Source organism: Corynebacterium sp. ES2794-CONJ1, assembly GCF_025660615.1.
GTDB lineage: Bacteria > Actinomycetota > Actinomycetes > Mycobacteriales > Mycobacteriaceae > Corynebacterium.
Genome location: NZ_JAOTIM010000001.1, coordinates 280,133 through 297,110 on the forward strand (window position 1 = coordinate 280,133; position 16,978 = coordinate 297,110).

At 52.3% G+C, this 16,978-nt stretch carries 20 protein-coding genes and 1 pseudogene; 9 read left to right on the forward strand and 12 right to left on the reverse strand.

The window, feature by feature from the left end; genetic code table 11:
• Nucleotides 1–16: 16 nt before the first annotated feature.
• Complete coding sequence (locus N7326_RS01300) at nt 17–553, forward strand: hypothetical protein (protein ID WP_263088026.1); 537 nt, start codon at nt 17–19, stop codon at nt 551–553.
• Here N7326_RS01300 and dapF read toward each other — a convergent pair.
• The 3 genes from dapF to N7326_RS01315 are packed head-to-tail and all read right to left on the reverse strand — an operon-like array spanning nt 550 to nt 3,045.
• On the reverse strand, nt 550–1,434 hold the full coding sequence (gene dapF, locus N7326_RS01305) for a diaminopimelate epimerase (RefSeq protein WP_263088027.1): 885 nt from the start codon (nt 1,432–1,434) through the stop codon (nt 550–552). The two genes, N7326_RS01300 and dapF, sit on opposite strands and share 4 nt — an antisense overlap.
• Before the next feature lie 18 nt (nt 1,435–1,452).
• On the reverse strand, nt 1,453–2,382 hold the full coding sequence (miaA, locus tag N7326_RS01310; RefSeq protein ID WP_411512281.1) for a tRNA (adenosine(37)-N6)-dimethylallyltransferase MiaA: 930 nt from the start codon (nt 2,380–2,382) through the stop codon (nt 1,453–1,455).
• Between the two features lie 30 nt (nt 2,383–2,412).
• Nucleotides 2,413–3,045, reverse strand: a complete 633-nt coding sequence (locus N7326_RS01315; RefSeq protein WP_259076448.1) for a hypothetical protein — start codon at nt 3,043–3,045, stop codon at nt 2,413–2,415.
• 256 nt (nt 3,046–3,301) lie between these two features.
• Between N7326_RS01315 and N7326_RS01320 the strand changes: the two genes are divergently transcribed.
• Entirely contained in the window at nt 3,302–4,612 is a 1,311-nt protein-coding gene (locus N7326_RS01320) for a DUF349 domain-containing protein (protein ID WP_259076446.1), read from the forward strand.
• Nucleotides 4,613–4,649: 37 nt separating this feature from the next.
• On the opposite strand, the gene N7326_RS01325 is transcribed toward N7326_RS01320, so the two are convergent.
• Nucleotides 4,650–5,294: an Rv2732c family membrane protein gene (locus N7326_RS01325; RefSeq protein WP_263088028.1), complete on the reverse strand. Its 645-nt coding sequence runs from the start codon at nt 5,292–5,294 to the stop codon at nt 4,650–4,652.
• A 51-nt stretch (nt 5,295–5,345) separates the two neighbouring features.
• A complete protein-coding gene (gene miaB / locus N7326_RS01330) occupies nt 5,346–6,896 on the reverse strand; it encodes a tRNA (N6-isopentenyl adenosine(37)-C2)-methylthiotransferase MiaB (protein WP_263088029.1) in 1,551 nt (516 codons plus the stop codon).
• A 234-nt stretch (nt 6,897–7,130) separates the two neighbouring features.
• Here miaB and N7326_RS01335 point away from each other — a divergent pair, with 234 nt between their 5' ends.
• The 4 genes and pseudogenes from N7326_RS01335 to N7326_RS01350 all read left to right on the forward strand — a co-directional run bounded on the left by N7326_RS01335 (nt 7,131) and on the right by N7326_RS01350 (nt 10,497).
• Nucleotides 7,131–7,859 (forward strand): amino acid ABC transporter ATP-binding protein, encoded by a 729-nt coding sequence (locus N7326_RS01335; protein ID WP_263088096.1) that lies wholly within the window; start codon nt 7,131–7,133, stop codon nt 7,857–7,859.
• Between the two features lie 31 nt (nt 7,860–7,890).
• Complete coding sequence (locus N7326_RS01340) at nt 7,891–8,772, forward strand: glutamate ABC transporter substrate-binding protein (protein WP_263088030.1); 882 nt, start codon at nt 7,891–7,893, stop codon at nt 8,770–8,772.
• 97 nt (nt 8,773–8,869) lie between these two features.
• Nucleotides 8,870–9,556: pseudogene (locus tag N7326_RS01345) on the forward strand (amino acid ABC transporter permease).
• On the forward strand, nt 9,556–10,497 hold the full coding sequence (locus tag N7326_RS01350; protein WP_263088031.1) for an amino acid ABC transporter permease: 942 nt from the start codon (nt 9,556–9,558) through the stop codon (nt 10,495–10,497). Before N7326_RS01345 ends, N7326_RS01350 begins: the two are co-directional and overlap by 1 nt.
• 7 nt (nt 10,498–10,504) lie before the next feature.
• Here the strand turns inward: N7326_RS01350 and N7326_RS01355 are convergent, their stop codons facing one another.
• The 3 genes from N7326_RS01355 to N7326_RS01365 all read right to left on the reverse strand — a co-directional run bounded on the left by N7326_RS01355 (nt 10,505) and on the right by N7326_RS01365 (nt 12,622).
• The gene (locus N7326_RS01355) at nt 10,505–11,104 is read right to left on the reverse strand and encodes a regulatory protein RecX (RefSeq protein ID WP_263088032.1); all 600 of its coding nucleotides are present in this window, start codon (nt 11,102–11,104) and stop codon (nt 10,505–10,507) included.
• 12 nt (nt 11,105–11,116) lie between these two features.
• Complete coding sequence (recA, locus tag N7326_RS01360) at nt 11,117–12,220, reverse strand: recombinase RecA (protein ID WP_259076434.1); 1,104 nt, start codon at nt 12,218–12,220, stop codon at nt 11,117–11,119.
• A 195-nt stretch (nt 12,221–12,415) separates the two neighbouring features.
• Nucleotides 12,416–12,622, reverse strand: coding sequence for a DUF3046 domain-containing protein (locus tag N7326_RS01365; RefSeq protein ID WP_263088033.1), 207 nt, complete (start codon nt 12,620–12,622; stop codon nt 12,416–12,418).
• Between the two features lie 68 nt (nt 12,623–12,690).
• Between N7326_RS01365 and N7326_RS01370 the strand changes: the two genes are divergently transcribed.
• From N7326_RS01370 to N7326_RS01380, 3 genes are all read left to right on the forward strand, one after another.
• Nucleotides 12,691–13,260 carry a biotin transporter BioY gene (locus N7326_RS01370; protein WP_259077090.1) on the forward strand — a complete coding sequence of 190 codons (570 nt, stop codon included), beginning with the start codon at nt 12,691–12,693 and terminating at the stop codon, nt 13,258–13,260.
• Nucleotides 13,261–13,325: 65 nt separating this feature from the next.
• A complete protein-coding gene (locus N7326_RS01375; RefSeq protein ID WP_263088035.1) occupies nt 13,326–14,018 on the forward strand; it encodes an energy-coupling factor ABC transporter ATP-binding protein in 693 nt (230 codons plus the stop codon).
• Nucleotides 14,015–14,629: an energy-coupling factor transporter transmembrane component T family protein gene (locus N7326_RS01380; protein WP_259076428.1), complete on the forward strand. Its 615-nt coding sequence runs from the start codon at nt 14,015–14,017 to the stop codon at nt 14,627–14,629. Before N7326_RS01375 ends, N7326_RS01380 begins: the two co-directional genes overlap by 4 nt.
• Nucleotides 14,630–14,674: 45 nt before the next feature.
• Here N7326_RS01380 and N7326_RS01385 read toward each other — a convergent pair whose 3' ends face one another.
• From N7326_RS01385 to pgsA, 4 genes are all read right to left on the reverse strand, one after another.
• Nucleotides 14,675–15,463 carry a PspA/IM30 family protein gene (locus N7326_RS01385; RefSeq protein WP_259076426.1) on the reverse strand — a complete coding sequence of 263 codons (789 nt, stop codon included), beginning with the start codon at nt 15,461–15,463 and terminating at the stop codon, nt 14,675–14,677.
• Between the two features lie 92 nt (nt 15,464–15,555).
• Nucleotides 15,556–15,864 carry a helix-turn-helix domain-containing protein gene (locus tag N7326_RS01390; RefSeq protein ID WP_259077089.1) on the reverse strand — a complete coding sequence of 103 codons (309 nt, stop codon included), beginning with the start codon at nt 15,862–15,864 and terminating at the stop codon, nt 15,556–15,558.
• Nucleotides 15,864–16,394 carry a CinA family protein gene (locus N7326_RS01395; RefSeq protein ID WP_259157702.1) on the reverse strand — a complete coding sequence of 177 codons (531 nt, stop codon included), beginning with the start codon at nt 16,392–16,394 and terminating at the stop codon, nt 15,864–15,866. Before N7326_RS01395 ends, N7326_RS01390 begins: the two co-directional genes overlap by 1 nt.
• Nucleotides 16,391–16,972 carry a CDP-diacylglycerol--glycerol-3-phosphate 3-phosphatidyltransferase gene (gene pgsA / locus N7326_RS01400; protein ID WP_263088036.1) on the reverse strand — a complete coding sequence of 194 codons (582 nt, stop codon included), beginning with the start codon at nt 16,970–16,972 and terminating at the stop codon, nt 16,391–16,393. Before pgsA ends, N7326_RS01395 begins: the two co-directional genes overlap by 4 nt.
• Between the last annotated feature and the right edge of the window lie 6 nt (nt 16,973–16,978).

Genomic DNA, 16,978 nt, shown 5'->3' on the forward strand with positions numbered 1-16,978 from the left:
GTAATCTGAAGGCCTTATGAGCGAATTAGAAGCAATCGACGGTGGGAACCCCCAGCCAACGTGGCCGTGGCCCGTGGTGCTGGTGTGCTGTGCACTGTTGATCTTCTTTTTCAAAATCGAGGGAGTCTTACTGTCTGTCTTCATCCTGGCGGGGGTCTTTCTTATTACTAAATTCCAACCAAATTATCAGGAGGGCTCGGCCCTGAAGTCCTCGATCTCTCTGTCGAAAGAGGATATTGAGGACGTATTGGCCGAGTACGACAAATTCTTACATGGTATGGAGGCAGACGATCTAGCTGATCGCACAATCATAAGACCAGCCCTAGCTGACTCGGATTGTACGGAGCCCGATATTTCAGAGTTTATCTTCTTGTCTAAGACGTCCAAGCGCTTCGTCTCCCGCCTCGATTCACGTTTGCGCCGCAACCTCTCGGTAACCCAACTAGAAGAACTTCTCAAGATCACCGATGCCCGAGCCCTCGAACTGCAAGAGTCGTGGATGCGGGCACGCCGCGCTGCCCAACGGCTCGGCACTGATTACAAATCTTCCTAGCGATCAGTATAGGCTTTAAGATCGATCGTTCCCCGCGCTACGATCTGCGAAGGGCCACTCAAAATTGCCCTGTCTTCGGTAATTTCCACAGTCACCTCGCCGCCGAGAACCCCTACGTGCAGCGTCCCAGTGGTATCCCCCCGATCTGCAAGAGCAGCCACGGCCGCAGCTACGGTTCCCGTTCCACAGGAACGGGTCTCACCTACTCCGCGCTCATATACACGCATATAGATATCTCCACCGGGTTTGAGCGCAATGATCTCCACATTCACACCAGAGGGGAAAAAATCACGATCAAAGACCGGTGGCGCCATCTCCAGAGAATTAAGGTGCTCTGCCGTCATTCCAGGTACCACACAGGCAAGATGGGGGTTACCTGTGCTCACTGCTAATCCAGCAAAGGCTTGTCCCGCTACGGTACACGTGGATAGACCGCGGACCTGAACCGATCCCATATCAACGCTGACCATCGCACGGTGAGGATCGGCGGCTAAAACCCGCACCCGACGCGCCCCTGCGCGTGTTCCTACCGTAAATTCGGTTGTACCCACGAGGCCTTCCACGCAGAGCACGTGGGCGAATACTCGTAGTCCATTCCCGCACATCTCGGCCACTGATCCATCTGCGTTGTAGTAGTCCATAAACCAGTGTGTTGCGTTAATGCCCTCGGCGAGCTCAGAGATATAGCCTCCTTCCTGTAGCGCCCCGGCATGAGCAACGCGCAGCAACCCGTCGGCACCGATACCGGAATGCCGGTTGCAGAGGGCCTGGATGATCTCGGGGGCTAAATCTAAGCTGGCAGCTGGATCAACAACGATTATGAAGTCATTTTCCGTACCATGACCTTTTATAAAAGGTACGAGATGGGCTGAGGTATTCACTGATCGATCCTTTCTCGGTTAAGGAACACTTATAGTTTCTAGGATATCCATGGTTTGAGATAGGGTATCGCCGCTGGCCTTGATCCACTGCACCCGCGGATCTCTACGGAACCACGATCGCTGGCGGCGGACGTATCGCCGTGTCCCTATCACAGTTTTCTCCCATGCCTCTTCAAATTCCATATTTCCGGTGAGTACCTCCAGCATTTGGGAGTAACCTATGGCGCTGCCCGCAGTCGAATCAGCTCGTAACCCATGGTTGCGGTAGAGATTTTCCACTTCTGCTGCAAAGCCGCGATCGAACATCAGGTGGGTGCGCTGTTCGATTCGTGGGTTCAGCCACTCAGGTGTGGTAGCCAAACCAATAATGGTTGTATTCCAGCGCGGCGCGGCGCTTTTATCTGGCTGCGAGGCTTTATACGGTTGACCAGTTAATTCAATGACTTCAAGGGCGCGAACGGTCCTACGAGGATCTTTATCTTCGATGATTTCTGCAGCGACAGGGTCGAGGTGATGCAGATAGGCGTGGAGTTGGTCAATGCCATCTGTTTCGAGGCGCTGTTCCCAATAGGCTCTTACTCCAGGATCGGTTGGAGGGAATTGCCAGTCGTCGATTAGCGATTGCACGTAAAGCATGGACCCACCAACGAGTAGAGGGGTTTTTCCGCGTCGTTGGATATCTTCTACACAGGCGATAGCTCGCGCTTGATAATTCGCAACCGATGCCCGCTCGGTGACATCGAGGATATCAAGTAGGTGATGCGGTATTCCCTCGCGCTCACCGACGGTGAGTTTGGCGGTCCCTATATCCATGCCCCGGTAGAGTTGCATGGAATCAGTATTGACAATCTCTGCATTAACGTGGTGGGCAAGTGCGATGCTCAGGCTGGACTTCCCAGAGGCTGTAGGCCCGATTATCGCCACTGGATGAGGCAAAGTGGCAGCCATAATATCCCTTCGTGTTGCATACTTGAGGTCCTAGTGTAGAGCAGTATCCACACGGATATTGATATGTGCAACATAGCGCGCTACTCCCAGGCTGGAGTCGACGTGAATGAGTTCAGATTTGAGGAATTCCTGTCGGTAGTTGGCCAGTTCTAACCATAGGTCGGGGTTTTCCACACCGGCCTCGAGAAGAAAATTGTACGAGATCCTTCGAAAATTTCTTCCCTGGAGAAGATCGAGGCACCAGCGATCACTTGCGCTAGATTGCGGTAGCAGACTTAAAGGAGCGCGTTCGGTCATGCCGGCGCTTCCGTCGAGCATGAGGATAATGACCTCCCCATCGCAAAGGGGGCCTATAGACTCACTCGTGTGAGTGATGGAAGCCTCTTCGTATGGAAGTAGGTGTCGAGCGATAATCTCTGGTAGATAGTGGCCTGAACTGACCCGATACGAGGTGGGTGCCCACGCCTGCAAGCTGCCGGTGTGACGAGTAAAGTCACGTCTACACTTGCGGTACACAATGCGAGTTGAGGCGGCCTTTCCTGTCACTAGCTCGGTGAGCTTTGCCCTCGCCCGCTGGTACAGTAAGGCTCCTTGCTCATCACCGCGACCGATCCCGGGGATAATGGCCGGAGAAGGCGGAATGAGAATCAAATCGCTTGCCATAGAGTTTCCTCGAGACTGATCGTTGAAATTTCTCCCACACCATTCTAGCGTGCCTGAGTGGCTAGATTCTCTACCCCCGCTTGGTTAGCTGGGGGATCATCAAGCAATGACATTCATTGGCTGCAGCGGTATGTTTATCACAGGAGCATTTTCATCTCTCCGCTCTGTGAAGTGGGAGATGCTCTCTCTAGTTGTTTCCCGTTGAGGCAGCCGCGTCGCGCGGCACGATCGCATGAAGTAAAGGATGGCACCGACCATGACCAGTATCCCTAAACCCGTACCCCGCCCTGGCACTCTTGCTGGTGCTAAGCCCGCCACGGTGGCACCAATAGTTACCGCTACACCGGTGAGCGATCCAACTCAGTGGGGTCGTGTAGAGGAAGACGGCAGCGCCTATGTCACCACCGCTCACGGGGATCGTCTTATTGGCTCATGGCAGGCTGGTACTCCTGCTGAGGGTCTCGCACATTATGGGGCGCGATACGATGATCTTGCAACTGAGGTCGCATACCTGGAAAACCGCCTCGTCAGTCACCCTAATGAGGCATCGCATATCAAGACTAAGGCTAACGAACTTTTTGCCAGTCTCGCAGATGCTGCAGTTATCGGTGATCTTGCAGCCCTTGAAGATCGTCTGAAATCTACCATCGCAAATGCCGATGAAGTAGGACATAAGGCTAAGGAAGAAAAGGCACGGCGCCGCGAAGAGAATATCAAGCGCAAGGAGGCGCTCGCCCTGGAGGCGGAGGATCTCGCGGAGAAGTCCACCGACTGGAAACAGGCGGGTGACCGGATTCGGGAAATCCTCGATGAGTGGAAGACCATTCGCGGCATCGATAGGAAGACTGATGACGCTTTGTGGAAACGCTATTCCCGGGCCCGAGATTCTTTCAACCGGCGCCGGGGGGCTCACTTTGCCGAACTCGATCGAGGACGCGCTGCAGCTCGTCGTGTCAAAGAAGATCTTGTCGCTCGTGCAGAGGAATTAAAAGACTCGACGGATTGGGGCGAAACCGCCCGAGCTTTCCGCGATTTGATGAAAGAGTGGAAGTCTGCTGGGCGTGCACCTCGTGACGTTGACGATAAATTGTGGGAGGCTTTTAAGAGCGCCCAGGATCACTTTTTCGAGGCACGTAATGCCCAGGCCCATGAGCGTGATGTGGAATTTGAGCACAACGCCCAGGCTAAGCAGGAGCTTCTCGATCAGTATGATGCGCTGATCAACCCCGAGAATGGGCTGGATAAGGCTCGAGCTCACTTGCGAGAATTGCAGGAAAAGTGGGAAGCCATCGGATTTGTTCCTCGCGATAGGGTGCGCGAATTCGAGCAGAAGATCGGCAAGCTGGAAAAGCGCGTGACTCAGGCTGCCGATGAGCAGTGGCGGCGCACCGATCCCGCGGCGCAGGCGCGCGCCGCTCAGTTTAGTGCCAAAGTTACGGAGCTTAATGCTCAGGCTACTGCTGCCGAAGAAAAAGGGCAGGCCAAAAAAGCTCAGTCACTGCGTGAGCAAGCTCAGCAGTGGCAGGAATGGGCAGATGCTGCGTTGAGCGCAGTTGAAAATCGCTAAATAATAAGCGGCCAAGATACCTATCTTGGCCGCTTTTCTAATCGTCTACCGGTCTTATTTTTCGTTTGCGTGATGCTCGCTGTCGTCTGTCATCAATAAGCAGTGGATTCGTCTCTGGATTTACCCTCGCCTGGCGCTGGGCGTATCCCACTTCATCCAGGTTTTCTCGGGCAGCTCGCATCTGGGCGATCTCCTTTTGCCGATCTGTACGCTGCCACACAATCAGGCTCAGCACTACTACCGCAAAGATAACGGATCCGACCTCTAGATAAAATCCGGGACCTATCCCTGGAGCCGCTCCTACTTCTTTATCCTGCAATCGCATCCACAAGGCGAAGACGGAACTAACAAGACCGACTCCGCTCAGCAGCCAGGCCACCCAGCCGAATATGGTGCGAGACGTCGTCAACAGAAGACCTCCCATGACGAGCACACCGAGGGCGGAGACAATAACAAATACCTGCTCCGCGATCCCGATGCGGATTCCCTCCGATGGTGCGCGAAGGAAGAGTACCTGCCAACCGCGCATATCACCCGCATGCGGTATGAGCAGGCCCACCGCGAAGAATAATTGGGCAAGCCGGAGGTAGGGCCCATAGGGGCGGTAGGAGATGATGCGTGATGCCTCCCGCTCCTCAAGTGCTAATTGTGCTGGGCTAAGATTCTCTAGCTCTGCTGACACCTATTTCTCCTCGCCATCAACATATTGCTTGTTGCAGCATCATTCTACACCCTAACAACAGCCACCTTGTTCGTCCGGTACTCGAGCTGGTCGGCCGATGGGAGGCAGGCCCAGGCGCACGCCAACTGGCGGGGTAGTTGGTAGTTGTCCTTGCGCGCTCATATCACCGGCCTTTGTCGCACGGTAGGTCAATACCCCGTGGTCAGCTGTCACATAATAGGACTTCGCACCAGTGATTTCCACGGTGACTATATCGCCGGGGCGAATATCGATCGAAGAACCGTCAGCGTGCATTTGTGGTGCGAAGTGAACGAGTCGACCATCTTGAGCTCGCCCTGAGAGCCGGTGGGTGAGCTCATTTTTGCGTCCTGCTGCTTCTTGCACTAATAACTCGACTTGGCGGCCGATAAGCTTATAGTTTTCTTCGAAGCTGATCTGCTCTTGCAGTGCTATCAATCGTTCGTACCGCTCTTGCACAACGTCTTTGGGTATCTGGTTCTCATACTCGGCTGCTGGAGTTCCAGGCCGCGGTGAGTATTGGAAGGTATAGGCAGAAGAGAAACGTGATTGTTCTACCACAGCAAGAGTTGCTTGGAAATCTTCCTCGGTTTCGCCTGGAAAGCCCACGATAATATCGGTAGTAATGGCAGCGTGTGGAATCTTGTGCCGCACTTCCTCCAATATTTTGAGGAACTTCTTTGACCGATAACTGCGACGCATCTCTTTGAGAACCTTGTCGGATCCCGATTGCAGAGGCATATGCAATTGGGGACAGATATTGGGTGTCTCAGCCATCGCATCGATGACATCTGAGGTGAATTCAGCAGGGTGAGGCGAAGTAAAACGCAATCGCTCCAAACCGTCTATTGTCCCGCAGGCACGCAGCAGCTTGGAAAAAGCGAAACGATCGCGAGGTAAATCTGGATCCGCAAAGTGGACACCATAGGCATTAACGTTCTGCCCGAGCAACGTCACCTCACTAACGCCTTGATCTACCAAGGCCTGTACCTCGCTGAGAATATCACCTGGGCGGCGGTCTGTTTCCTTGCCTCTGAGAGATGGAACGATGCAGAAGGTACAGGTATTATTACATCCCACCGATACCGATACCCAGCCCGCATAAGCCGACTCACGCTTGGCGGGGAGCACGGAGGGGAACTGTTCAAGCGCGTCAAGGATTTCTACCTGGGCCTTGTTGTTGTGCCGCGCCCGATCTAGAAGCGCCGGAAGTGATCCGATATTGTGGGTTCCGAATACTACGTCTACCCACGGAGCCTTTTTCAGCACCACATCTTTGTCTTTTTGCGCCAGGCAACCCCCCACCGCTATTTGCATATGTGGTCTTTGCTCTTTGAGTGCACGCAGATTGCCAAGAGTGCCATACAGTCGCATATCGGCATTTTCGCGAACTGCGCATGTATTAAAGACTATAAGGTCAGGGTCTCTTCCTTCGGCGACGTGCTGATATCCGGCTTCCTCAAGCAGGCCCGAAAGGCGCTCTGAGTCGTGGACATTCATCTGGCAGCCAAAGGTGCGAACCTCGTAGCTAAGTGGAGACCGCGATGAATCGGTAAGGGCTGAAGGATTATTGGTGGCAGACACTTGGGTGATTCTAGCGCTTGCCTTAATTTTTGACGAACTGCATCGAGAACTTTCGTTCTTAGAATTAATCAGACTACCCTGCCGTTTATACCTCACCCCCGCCACACGTGATCGTGCAGCACTTTTTCTACTTTTCCCACACCCGCCTTACTGCAGTGACATAAGCATCACCAGGCTAGAACTATGACACAAAACACATACGGGCATGGGAGCCCCTCCTCCGATCGGTTCCCTATTATCAGGCTCGATGGCGTCAACAAGTATTTCGATGACTTCCACGCTCTGAAAAATATCAACCTCGATATACCGCGCGGTCAAGTGGTCGTCGTCATTGGGCCATCGGGCTCGGGCAAGTCCACGCTGTGTCGCGCGATTAACAGACTAGAAACCATCGAACAAGGCACCATCTATATTGACGGTGAGCGTCTACCTGAAGAAGGAAAAGATCTCGCGCGGCTTCGCAGCGAGGTGGGCATGGTTTTCCAATCATTCAACCTTTTCCCTCATATGACCATCCGTGACAACGTCACGCTCGGCTCCATCAAGGTGCGGGGTATGCCTAAAAACACAGCTCAGGCCCTCGCCCTCGATTTGCTCGACAGGGTTGGAATTGGAAATCAAGCGAAAAAGTATCCAGCTCAACTCTCAGGTGGCCAACAGCAGCGAGTTGCTATAGCCCGTGCTCTGGCAATGCAACCCAAGGTGATGCTATTCGACGAACCGACCTCTGCTTTAGACCCTGAAATGGTTAACGAAGTTCTCGACGTGATGACAGACCTTGCCCACGAAGGTATGACTATGGTCTGCGTCACTCACGAAATGGGATTCGCACGCAAGGCTGCGCACCGAGTTCTTTTCATGGCCGACGGTGAAATCATCGAAGACAGCGATCCTCAGTCCTTCTTCGATAATCCGCAGCACGAGCGATCTCAAGATTTCCTCAGCAAAATCCTATCCAATTAAATCCCTTTACAAATCTCTAGGAGAACCACTTATGAAAAACTCTCACTCCACCTCTATTGCTTCTATGACCACCCTCGCAATTGCCGGATTAGCTACCCTTACCAGCTGCGGTTCTACCGAGGAGTCTGGCGCAGGACTAATCGCACATATTGAAGCAGGATCAGTCACAGTAGGAACTAAATTCAATCAACCTGGACTCGGCCTCAAAGAAGCCTCGGGGGAACTCACCGGACTTGACGTTGATGTTGCCACCCATATCGTCAACCGAATCGCTGCCGATAACGGCTGGGAGGAGCCGGAAATAACATGGCGCGAGTGTCCTTCTTCGCAACGCGAAACATTGATCCAAAACGGCGAAGTCGATCTCATCGCGGCCACCTATTCGATCAACAAATCGCGCACTGAAGCTGTCAACTTTGGTGGCCCCTACCTGCTTACTCATCAGGCACTACTCGTGCGCTTAGATGATGACCAAATCACGAGGCTAGAAGATCTTGGTGCTGGCAAGATTTTATGTTCGGTATCGGGCTCCACCCCCGCCCGAAAGGTCAAGGACTCGCTTCCAGACGTGCAACTTCAAGAATATGATACCTACTCTTCATGCGTGGAGGCGCTGCGCCAGGGCAATGTCGATGCCATGACCACCGACGCCACTATTCTCAATGGCTACGCAGCTCAGGATGAAGGCGCCTTCACAGTGATCGAGATGACTAAGGACGATATGCCTTTCACTGATGAACATTATGGCATTGGTCTGGCCAAGGATGATCGAGAGGCTACTGACGCTGTTAACAAGGCACTACAAGAAATGTACGACTCCGGTGATTTTGCAGCGCTCATCACCAAAAACCTCGGTAAAAATGCCACTGGTGTCTCCACTGACGTCCCAGGAGACCTTGCCTTTATTGGTTAGATCACTCAATCAGCCCAGCTGATTTTTGAGATGCTTTCCATCGAAGATGGCAGTTTTTGCCTCTTTATTGTAGAGGTAACTATTGAGAAGGAACTATATGGATGCACTATGGGCACAACTCGGGCCAGCTATCCTTCCGACTTTTTGGATCACCATTAAACTGACTATCCTTTCTGCACTAGGGGCGCTGGCCATCGGGACCATCCTGGTATCTATGCGGGTGTCCCCGATTGGGATCCTGCGCACGCTAGCCACCCTCTATATCAATACAATAAGAAATACTCCGCTCACCCTGGTCGTGCTGTTCTGTTCCTTCGGCCTCTACCAAACCCTCTGATTGCAATTAGCCCAGCGCGACTCTACATCTTATCTCGTAGATAATAACTTCCGTCTCGCCGTGATTGGATTCACCATCTATACCTCTGCTTTCGTAGCAGAATGCTTGCGGGCTGGGATTAATACCGTGGACTTCGGCCAGGCGGAAGCGGCGAGATCTTTGGGCCTTAATTTCCGGCAGACCTTCATCGCTATAGTATTCCCCCAAGCATTCAGAGCCGCTGTTGTCCCTCTCGGCAATACCCTTATTGCCCTGACCAAAAACACTACCGTAGCTTCGGTTATAGGAGTAGCTGAGGCATCTCTTTTGATGAAAGAGGTTATTGAGAAGAATGCCAACCAACTGTGGATCATTTCCGGATGTTTTGCTCTTGGCTTCATGATTCTTACGATCCCTATGGGGCTTATCGTAGGCCGCGTCTCGCAGAAAGTGGCGGTTAGTAAATAATGTCTACTCGTGCCACAGTTCTCTACGACACTCCGGGCGCCCGCGGCCGTCTCTTCAATCGCATCTACACCTTTGCTACCTTGGTTATGGCTCTCGCTATAGCTGGATGGATCTTCACCATCCTGGGAAGAGAGGGACAACTCGAGGCCGATAAGTGGACCCCTTTTCTTCGAGCTAATACGTGGACGACCTACCTTCTTCCTGGTCTCCTGGGTACCCTGCAGTCGGCTTTTGCATCGGTCATCCTAGCTATCGCCATCGGAGTGCTCCTTGGGCTCGGAAGATTATCGCAATGGCGAATCATCTCTGTGTGTTGCGCTGCCTTCGTGGAGTTTTTTCGCGCAATTCCCGTCCTGCTTCTGATTATCTTCGCTTATCAGCTTCTCGCGGTATACAATATCGTGTTTCCTCGTTACCTAGCTTTCACAGCGGTCGTAATCGCCCTCACCTTGTACAACGGTTCGGTCATAGCCGAAATTTTGCGCTCTGGTATGAAGAATTTACCCAGGGGACAGTACGAGGCGGCTGCGGCTCTCGGCCTCAGTCATGGACAAACGATGAGGTCAGTTATGCTCCCTCAGGCCATTGCCGCTATGTTGCCGGCGTTGATCGCTCAGGCGGTGATCGCTATTAAAGATTCGGCGCTAGGTTATCAGATTGGTTTCGTAGAGGTAGTCAGACAGGGTATTCAATCATCGGCTTTCAACCGAAATTATCTAGCCTCACTTGTCGTGGTGGCAGCCATTATGATTCTCATCAACTACACCCTCACCGTGTTCGCGGAAAGGGTGGAACGCCAATTGCGCGCCGGGCGCGCTCGGCGGAATATTTTCGCCACGGTCCCCTATCAACCCGATCCTGGAATCGATACCAAGGATTCCGTTATAGTTGATTGGCACGATCCAAACCACAAGGATCTGCGCGACCCTGGGCGATTTTAGAGTGCTTTTATAACTTACGCGCTGAGCTTAGTTCACTGATTCGCTCATCCAGCACTGATCGTCCGATGTTTAGGCTTAGAGAATCTGAGTACCCGCGCCGCGCTAATACGCCGACAATACGACGCAGAAATTTTTGGTAATCCTGGTAATCAGAGGGGGCTGTATGTACACTCCGAGCCTTTTTCTCAGCAAGAGTTAGAGCGGCGCGATACTCGTCGTTTTCGTCGATTTGAGCGAGTGCTTTTAGCCTGAGGTCCTTAACAATTCCTTTGTCGCGAAGCTCGTGGTCTAGGGCCTGTTTCGACTTACCCCTCTTCTCATGACGCTGTCGCACCCACTCAAAAGCGAAACTCTCGTCATCGAGAAGGCGCGAAGAGCGAAAATCGTGAATGACTTCCTCGATAAGTGCTTCCGCGAACTCCATATCCATCAACCGCGATCGCAGTTCCGCTTCGGAGCGTGGCCGCTGATCGAGGAGCAACAAGGCGCGCCTGCGGATTTGCTGTTTAAGTTTGTCCTTTTCCTTGTCGAATAGGGAGCTGCCATCTCCGGCGTAATTGTTAAGAGCTTTCTTCAGTTCGGCGAGTGTTTGCGCGTGCGACGTCATTGTGGAAGTTTTTTAGTCCTCGTCATCAAAATCAACATTGGGCACGAGATCTACTGGCTCATCGCTGAGTTCATCGTCAGTATCGGCATACTCGCCCACTTTAAGCTTTTGTAGGATTTTTTGCTCGATCTCATCAGCCAACTCTGGACTATTGCGGAGATTAATCCGCACTTTTTCCTTGCCCTGTCCCAGCTGATCTCCCTCGTAAGTAAACCAGGAACCGGATTTTTTAATGATGCCGTTATCAACGCCCAGATCGATCAATGAAGATTCACGAGAAATACCCTCCCCGTACATGATGTCGAATTCGGCAACCTTAAAGGGAGGCGAAACCTTATTCTTGACCACCTTCAACCGAGTCCGGTTACCAATGGCATCTTGGCCATCCTTCAGGGTTTGGATACGACGCACGTCACAGCGTACTGAAGCGTAGAATTTGAGCGCTTTTCCACCTGTAGTGGTCTCGGGAGAACCGAACATCACTCCAATTTTTTCTCGAAGCTGATTAATAAAAATCGCCGTAGTCCCTGAATTATAAAGAGCACTAGTCATTTTGCGCAGCGCCTGGCTCATCAAACGGGCTTGCAGTCCCACGTGAGAATCGCCCATCTCCCCCTCCACTTCAGCTTTTGGTGTCAAAGCAGCGACAGAATCGATGACAATAATATCGATGGCACCGGAGCGCACTAGCATATCGGCAATCTCAAGTGCCTGCTCACCGTGATCTGGTTGCGAGACTAACAGCGCATCAGTATCAACACCGAGTTTACGCGCATATTCAGGATCTAAAGCATGCTCAGCGTCGATAAATGCCGCTATTCCGCCAGCCTTCTGCGCCTCTGCAATGGCGTGCAGAGCTACCGTGGTTTTACCGGAAGATTCTGGACCGTAAATCTCTACCACGCGCCCGCGGGGAAAACCACCGATACCAAGGGCGATATTGATTGCGGTATTGCCAGAGGAAATCGCACTAATAGGTGGACGTTTCTCGTCACCCAGACGCATCACAGCACCTTTGCCAATCTCCTTTTCAATAAGAGCGAGCGCTGCATCTAGAGCTTTAGTCCGGTCGCTTCCAGCTGGCGCTTTAGATTTAGTGGTTTTCTTCGGAGCCATAGGGCATTCTTCTTTCTTGTCGGCAGTCTTAGGCGGGGTGCTATAACGAACGCTCCGCATTCATCTTCTATAAGACTGCTCTGTATTAGTTGCAGTTCCTTAACGATCTGTGTGTAATCATAATAAATGAGATGGTTCGAACCGTTAGTTTACAGGAACATATGTTCGAAAAGAAATCTTAGCGCTCCGTCAACTCTAAAGATCTTGACCGAGCCAGCGTTCCTCTGGAATGCGGAAATCGTGACAAAGCCCCCACCAGATTTCTCGCACTTCGGTACCCTCGACTAGTAACTGCCGAGCAGTTTTGCCAAATTTTTCGATAACATGACTATCGACCAGCCAGGCACCATGAGCCGAGCCGAATTCTTCATTAACCAATTGGTGAAATTCCGTCAATCGCATAGGGATAGTTTAGCCATATATTGAGCGGCTGCTTTTCTTGAACGGCGTTAAATACTATGGTTATGAATATGAATTCGTCCTCTTCACGCGCAGGCGTCCAAGATCTTGCCTATATTGCTGTATTTACAGCTCTGATCATTGTTCTAGGCTTCGTTGCCATCCCCATCGGTACAGCCGGTGTGCCTATTGTATTGCAAAACGCTGCCATAATTCTCGCTGGGCTCGTTCTTGGTCCGAAGCGCGGACTTAGCGTAGCTCTGCTTTTCTTGGGCATCGGTCTACTGAACCTCCCAATCCTAGCGGGGGGACGCACTCTTTTCGCCGCCCTCGCTGGCCCCACAGTGGGCTATCTTGTAGGTTATGTATGCGCTGCATTCGTGGCAGGTCTCATTGCCTATCGTGCCCCCAATTCAGACCGCGCACGCAGCACACTCTTCATCACTCTGGGTGGTTTCGCCGGCCTATTACTGCAGTATTTCTTCGGCGTTGTCGGGTTAATGCTGCGCGCTAACATGGATTTGACTGCTGCGGTAGTGGCTCAAGGACCGTTCATTCTTCCTGATATTGCCAAGGTTGTGTTCATCATCTTCATCGCCCTCGCAGTTCATGCTGCTTTCCCAGACCTCAAGCGTCGATAAAACAAGCATTCATTAGCGCTGCTACGGGGACAGCCCTGTGCAGCGCTTTTAACGAAAGTATCCCCATGAGCGTCATCGCATTCGAGAATGTAACCGTCAACTACGATGATCGGCTCGTGCTTAGTGATATTTCCACCGAGCTCACTGAGTCGCGCATCGGTATCATAGGGGCAAATGGCGGTGGTAAATCCACTCTAATCCGGCTGATCAACGGTCTCAGCGAAGCCTCGACCGGTACTGTCACCGTGGATGGGATCGATGTAGCCAAAAAGGGCAAAGAGATTCGCAGAAAAGTAGGTTTTGTCTTTTCGGATGCCGATAATCAGATTGTGATGCCTACTGTTGCCGAGGATCTTGCTTTTTCTCTGCGCCGCCTCAAGCTTCCCAAAAGCGACCGTCAAAAACGGGTAAAGGACATACTCGAGCAATTTGGCCTGGCTTCCCACCACGATCACTCGCCGCATCTACTATCCGGCGGCCAAAAACAGCTCCTCGCTTTAGCTAGTGTCATGATGGTCGAACCAGATATCATAATTGCCGACGAGCCTACAACCTTGCTCGATATGCGCAATAGGCTCGAGATAAAGAAGACTTTTGTTCGTCTCCCCCAGCAACTGATCGTGGTTACCCACGACCTAGATTTCATTCGCGATTTCGATCGCGTGCTGCTCATTCATGATCATCGAATATATGCTGACGGCAAACCCGAGGACGTCATTGCGAGCTATGAGACTCTCATGCAGGAGATGACGGCATGATTCGTTCTGTTCCCCTCGGGGTTTATATCGACCGAGACACGGTCATACATCGCTTGGCTCCCATCTGGAAATTTCTCTTTCTTTTTATTTTCGTTGTGACCACAACAATCTGGGTGCATAGCGTCTATCTAGCTCTGGTTTTGGTAGGGGCGGGTCTGGCCCTTCATGCTCTCGCTAGAATCCCTCTTCAGGTGGCTTGGGGCCAACTATGGCCGGCCCTTCCTGTGCTCATCATGCTCGGTCTCTTTCAGGCGTGGCAGCTTGGGATTGCCGAGGGGGCCAGATTGGTGCTGGTTATTTTTTCGGCACTAGTGCTCGCTACGCTTTTTACTCTCACCACTCGGCTCGAGGATCTCATGGATTCTCTAGAGTTTTATCTCAGACCACTAGCTAGATATGGGATGAATGTCGATGCCATTGTGCTAGCCATCTCACTGACCTTACGTCTGATTCCGGTGATGCTGAGTACCGTCAATGAGGTCCTCGATGCTCGCAAAGCACGCGGCGCCGATTTCTCGGTCTTAGCTTTTGGAACCCCTGTGATCATCCGGGCTATTCGCCGTGCCCGCGGTATTGCTGATGCTTTGTGGGCACGAGGAGTTGGAGACTAGAAAAGGTGCCCTTGAAAGGACACCTTTTCTTCTGCAGACTATTATCTAAGATTCGTCGCGGAGTTCATCAAGACGGCGGGTCACGGGGTCGTCTCCGCTAATTGCCTTTTTCTCGCTAGTAGCCATCTCTGCGCGTATCTGCTCGAGACGAGAATGTCCAGCAAGCTGCACTCCGGCCTGCTCGATTTCGACCATGCGACCACCAACCGAGTTCTCGGCAAGCTCAGCGGTCCCCAGCGCATTGGCATAACGACGCTCGATTTTCTCGCGCACCTGATCCAAATTAGGGGTATTACGCGCGGTAATCGAATTCATCGAGGTGATGGAATCAGCCACCTTCTCCTGCATCTTCGCTTGCTCTAATTGCGAAAGCAGCTTCGTCCGCTCAGCTACCCTCTGCTGCAGGGCCATGGAGTTGCGTTCCACTGCTTTTTTCGCTGCCGTTGCTTGCTGCAGAGCTTGATCATGTAGCTGCTTAGTATCCTCTACAGATTGCTCTGCGGTTACGAGCTGGGCAGCAAAAGCCTCGGCAGCGTTTTCGTATTCCTGCGCCTTCTGATCGTCGCCAGCAGCGCGAGACTTATCTGCTAACTGCAGTGCCTGACGCGTATTAGCCTGAAGTTTTTCAATTTCAGCAAGACGCCGATTCAATTGCATTTCCAATTGACGCTGATTCCCGATCACTGCCGCAGCTTGTTGCGAGAGTTCCTGGTGCTGGCGCTGGGCATCCTCAATAGCTTGCTGAATTTGAACCTTCGGATCGGCATGCTCTTCGATTTTGCTATCGAAGAGAGCCATGAGATATTTCCAGCCTTTAGTAAACGGGTTAGCCATCGGGAATTAAGCCCCTTTCAGGAACGAGTGTTAGTGATAAAGATCTGCACGTCCATCTTAGACGATCGCACGCTCTCCTACCTAGAAAGCCTTTAGACGCCAACGAGCTCCGGCTCAGCGTTACTGAGCGCCATGGATCCAGCAGCCTCAATTAAAACATCGGCAACACTGGTTCCCAGCGCATGACAGACACTAGCCAATAGTTCTGAGGACACCTCTTTGCGTCCACGCTCAAGCTCTGAGAGGTACCCGGGCGATACTCGTGATATTTCTGCGAGTTCTCGCAGCGTGACACCTCGCTCGGCGCGAAAGGCACGTAGTGCTGCACCAAGAGCTTGCCGCAGCAGCGGCTCCGAAGCCTTTGGCTTGGGCTTTTCAATAACTGCAGTATATTTCATCATCACTCAGCTAACGTTCTAGCTATCGCAGAAGTTCCCGAACTAGATTCCAGGAAAATCCTCAAGGCAGCCCTAACAGCTAAATACCGGATGGCGTCGCGGTCGCCGCAAAGATATGAAGCACTACCGAGAATCTGAGCCGCAGAATATGCGGATACCTGACCTTCTGGGGTAGCTAAACCCACCCATACTTCACCTACGGGGTGACCGTCTTGCTCATCAGGGCCTGCCACTCCGGTGAGCGCCACTGCCCAATCGCTTCCCACTACATTCCGAGCACCCTGCGCCATAGCTCGTGCGGTATGCGGACTCACCGGCCCGAAATCCTCGAGAATATGCTGCGGGACATGAGCCAACTGGTGTTTAGTATCAGTGGCATACGTTATCAGGCCCCCGCGAAATACCTGACTTGCCCCGGCAACGCCGGTGATCGTGGCTCCCAGCAGCCCCGCACTCAGTGATTCACACACACTCAACGTTTGCGAATTGGCGCGCAAACGTGCAACAACGCGGATAGCGAGGTCGGTGTTCACCCCCTAGCCTTCTTCACCGCAGCGGCGTCGATAAGATACTGCACACCCGTTAGCGCTGTTACTGCCACAGTTATATACATAAATAATGCGACAATGAAGCTCATATAGTCTGGTAGCGGAATCAAGTAGAGCGCCACCGCCACTGTCTGCAAAACCGTTTTGAATTTTCCACCCTTCGAAGCAGGGACGATGCGACCCTTGCGTAGCTCCACCATCCGCCACACCGTGATGCCAACTTCCCTGACGAGAATAATAACGGTGACCCAGATAGGGAGAGCGCCTGTAATATTAAGAGAAATAAACGCGCCCGCCATTAATGTCTTGTCGGCTATGGGATCGGCGATCTTACCAAAATCGGTGATGAGGTTACGCGAGCGAGCGATATCGCCATCTAATTTATCGGTGATCATCAGCGCCGCAAAAACCACAAAAGAGGCCCACATCCATACAGGCCGCGTACTCTCACTGGTGAGGACCAGCCAGACGAAGAGCGGAACAACAATAATCCTCAAGCTAGTAAGAATATTGGGAATATTGAGGTTAGTTGGCTTGAGCTGATCGGGGCTGGGAGCATTCATATTTCC

Bases quoted from the DNA above. Each gene is read 5' to 3' on its own strand.
- miaA (WP_411512281.1), bottom strand. From the start codon at position 2,382: ATGGCTGCCACTTTGCCTCATCCAGTGGCGATAATCGGGCCTACAGCC.
- N7326_RS01390 (WP_259077089.1), bottom strand. From the start codon at position 15,864: ATGATGAAATATACTGCAGTTATTGAAAAGCCCAAGCCAAAGGCTTCG.
- N7326_RS01350 (WP_263088031.1), top strand. From the start codon at position 9,556: ATGTCTACTCGTGCCACAGTTCTCTACGACACTCCGGGCGCCCGCGGC.
- N7326_RS01355 (WP_263088032.1), bottom strand. From the start codon at position 11,104: ATGACGTCGCACGCGCAAACACTCGCCGAACTGAAGAAAGCTCTTAAC.
- N7326_RS01300 (WP_263088026.1), top strand. From the start codon at position 17: ATGAGCGAATTAGAAGCAATCGACGGTGGGAACCCCCAGCCAACGTGG.
- pgsA (WP_263088036.1), bottom strand. From the start codon at position 16,972: ATGAATGCTCCCAGCCCCGATCAGCTCAAGCCAACTAACCTCAATATT.
- N7326_RS01375 (WP_263088035.1), top strand. From the start codon at position 13,326: ATGAGCGTCATCGCATTCGAGAATGTAACCGTCAACTACGATGATCGG.
- N7326_RS01380 (WP_259076428.1), top strand. From the start codon at position 14,015: ATGATTCGTTCTGTTCCCCTCGGGGTTTATATCGACCGAGACACGGTC.
- N7326_RS01320 (WP_259076446.1), top strand. From the start codon at position 3,302: ATGACCAGTATCCCTAAACCCGTACCCCGCCCTGGCACTCTTGCTGGT.
- N7326_RS01315 (WP_259076448.1), bottom strand. From the start codon at position 3,045: ATGGCAAGCGATTTGATTCTCATTCCGCCTTCTCCGGCCATTATCCCC.
- N7326_RS01365 (WP_263088033.1), bottom strand. From the start codon at position 12,622: ATGCGATTGACGGAATTTCACCAATTGGTTAATGAAGAATTCGGCTCG.
- N7326_RS01370 (WP_259077090.1), top strand. From the start codon at position 12,691: ATGAATTCGTCCTCTTCACGCGCAGGCGTCCAAGATCTTGCCTATATT.
- N7326_RS01340 (WP_263088030.1), top strand. From the start codon at position 7,891: ATGAAAAACTCTCACTCCACCTCTATTGCTTCTATGACCACCCTCGCA.
- recA (WP_259076434.1), bottom strand. From the start codon at position 12,220: ATGGCTCCGAAGAAAACCACTAAATCTAAAGCGCCAGCTGGAAGCGAC.
- N7326_RS01385 (WP_259076426.1), bottom strand. From the start codon at position 15,463: ATGGCTAACCCGTTTACTAAAGGCTGGAAATATCTCATGGCTCTCTTC.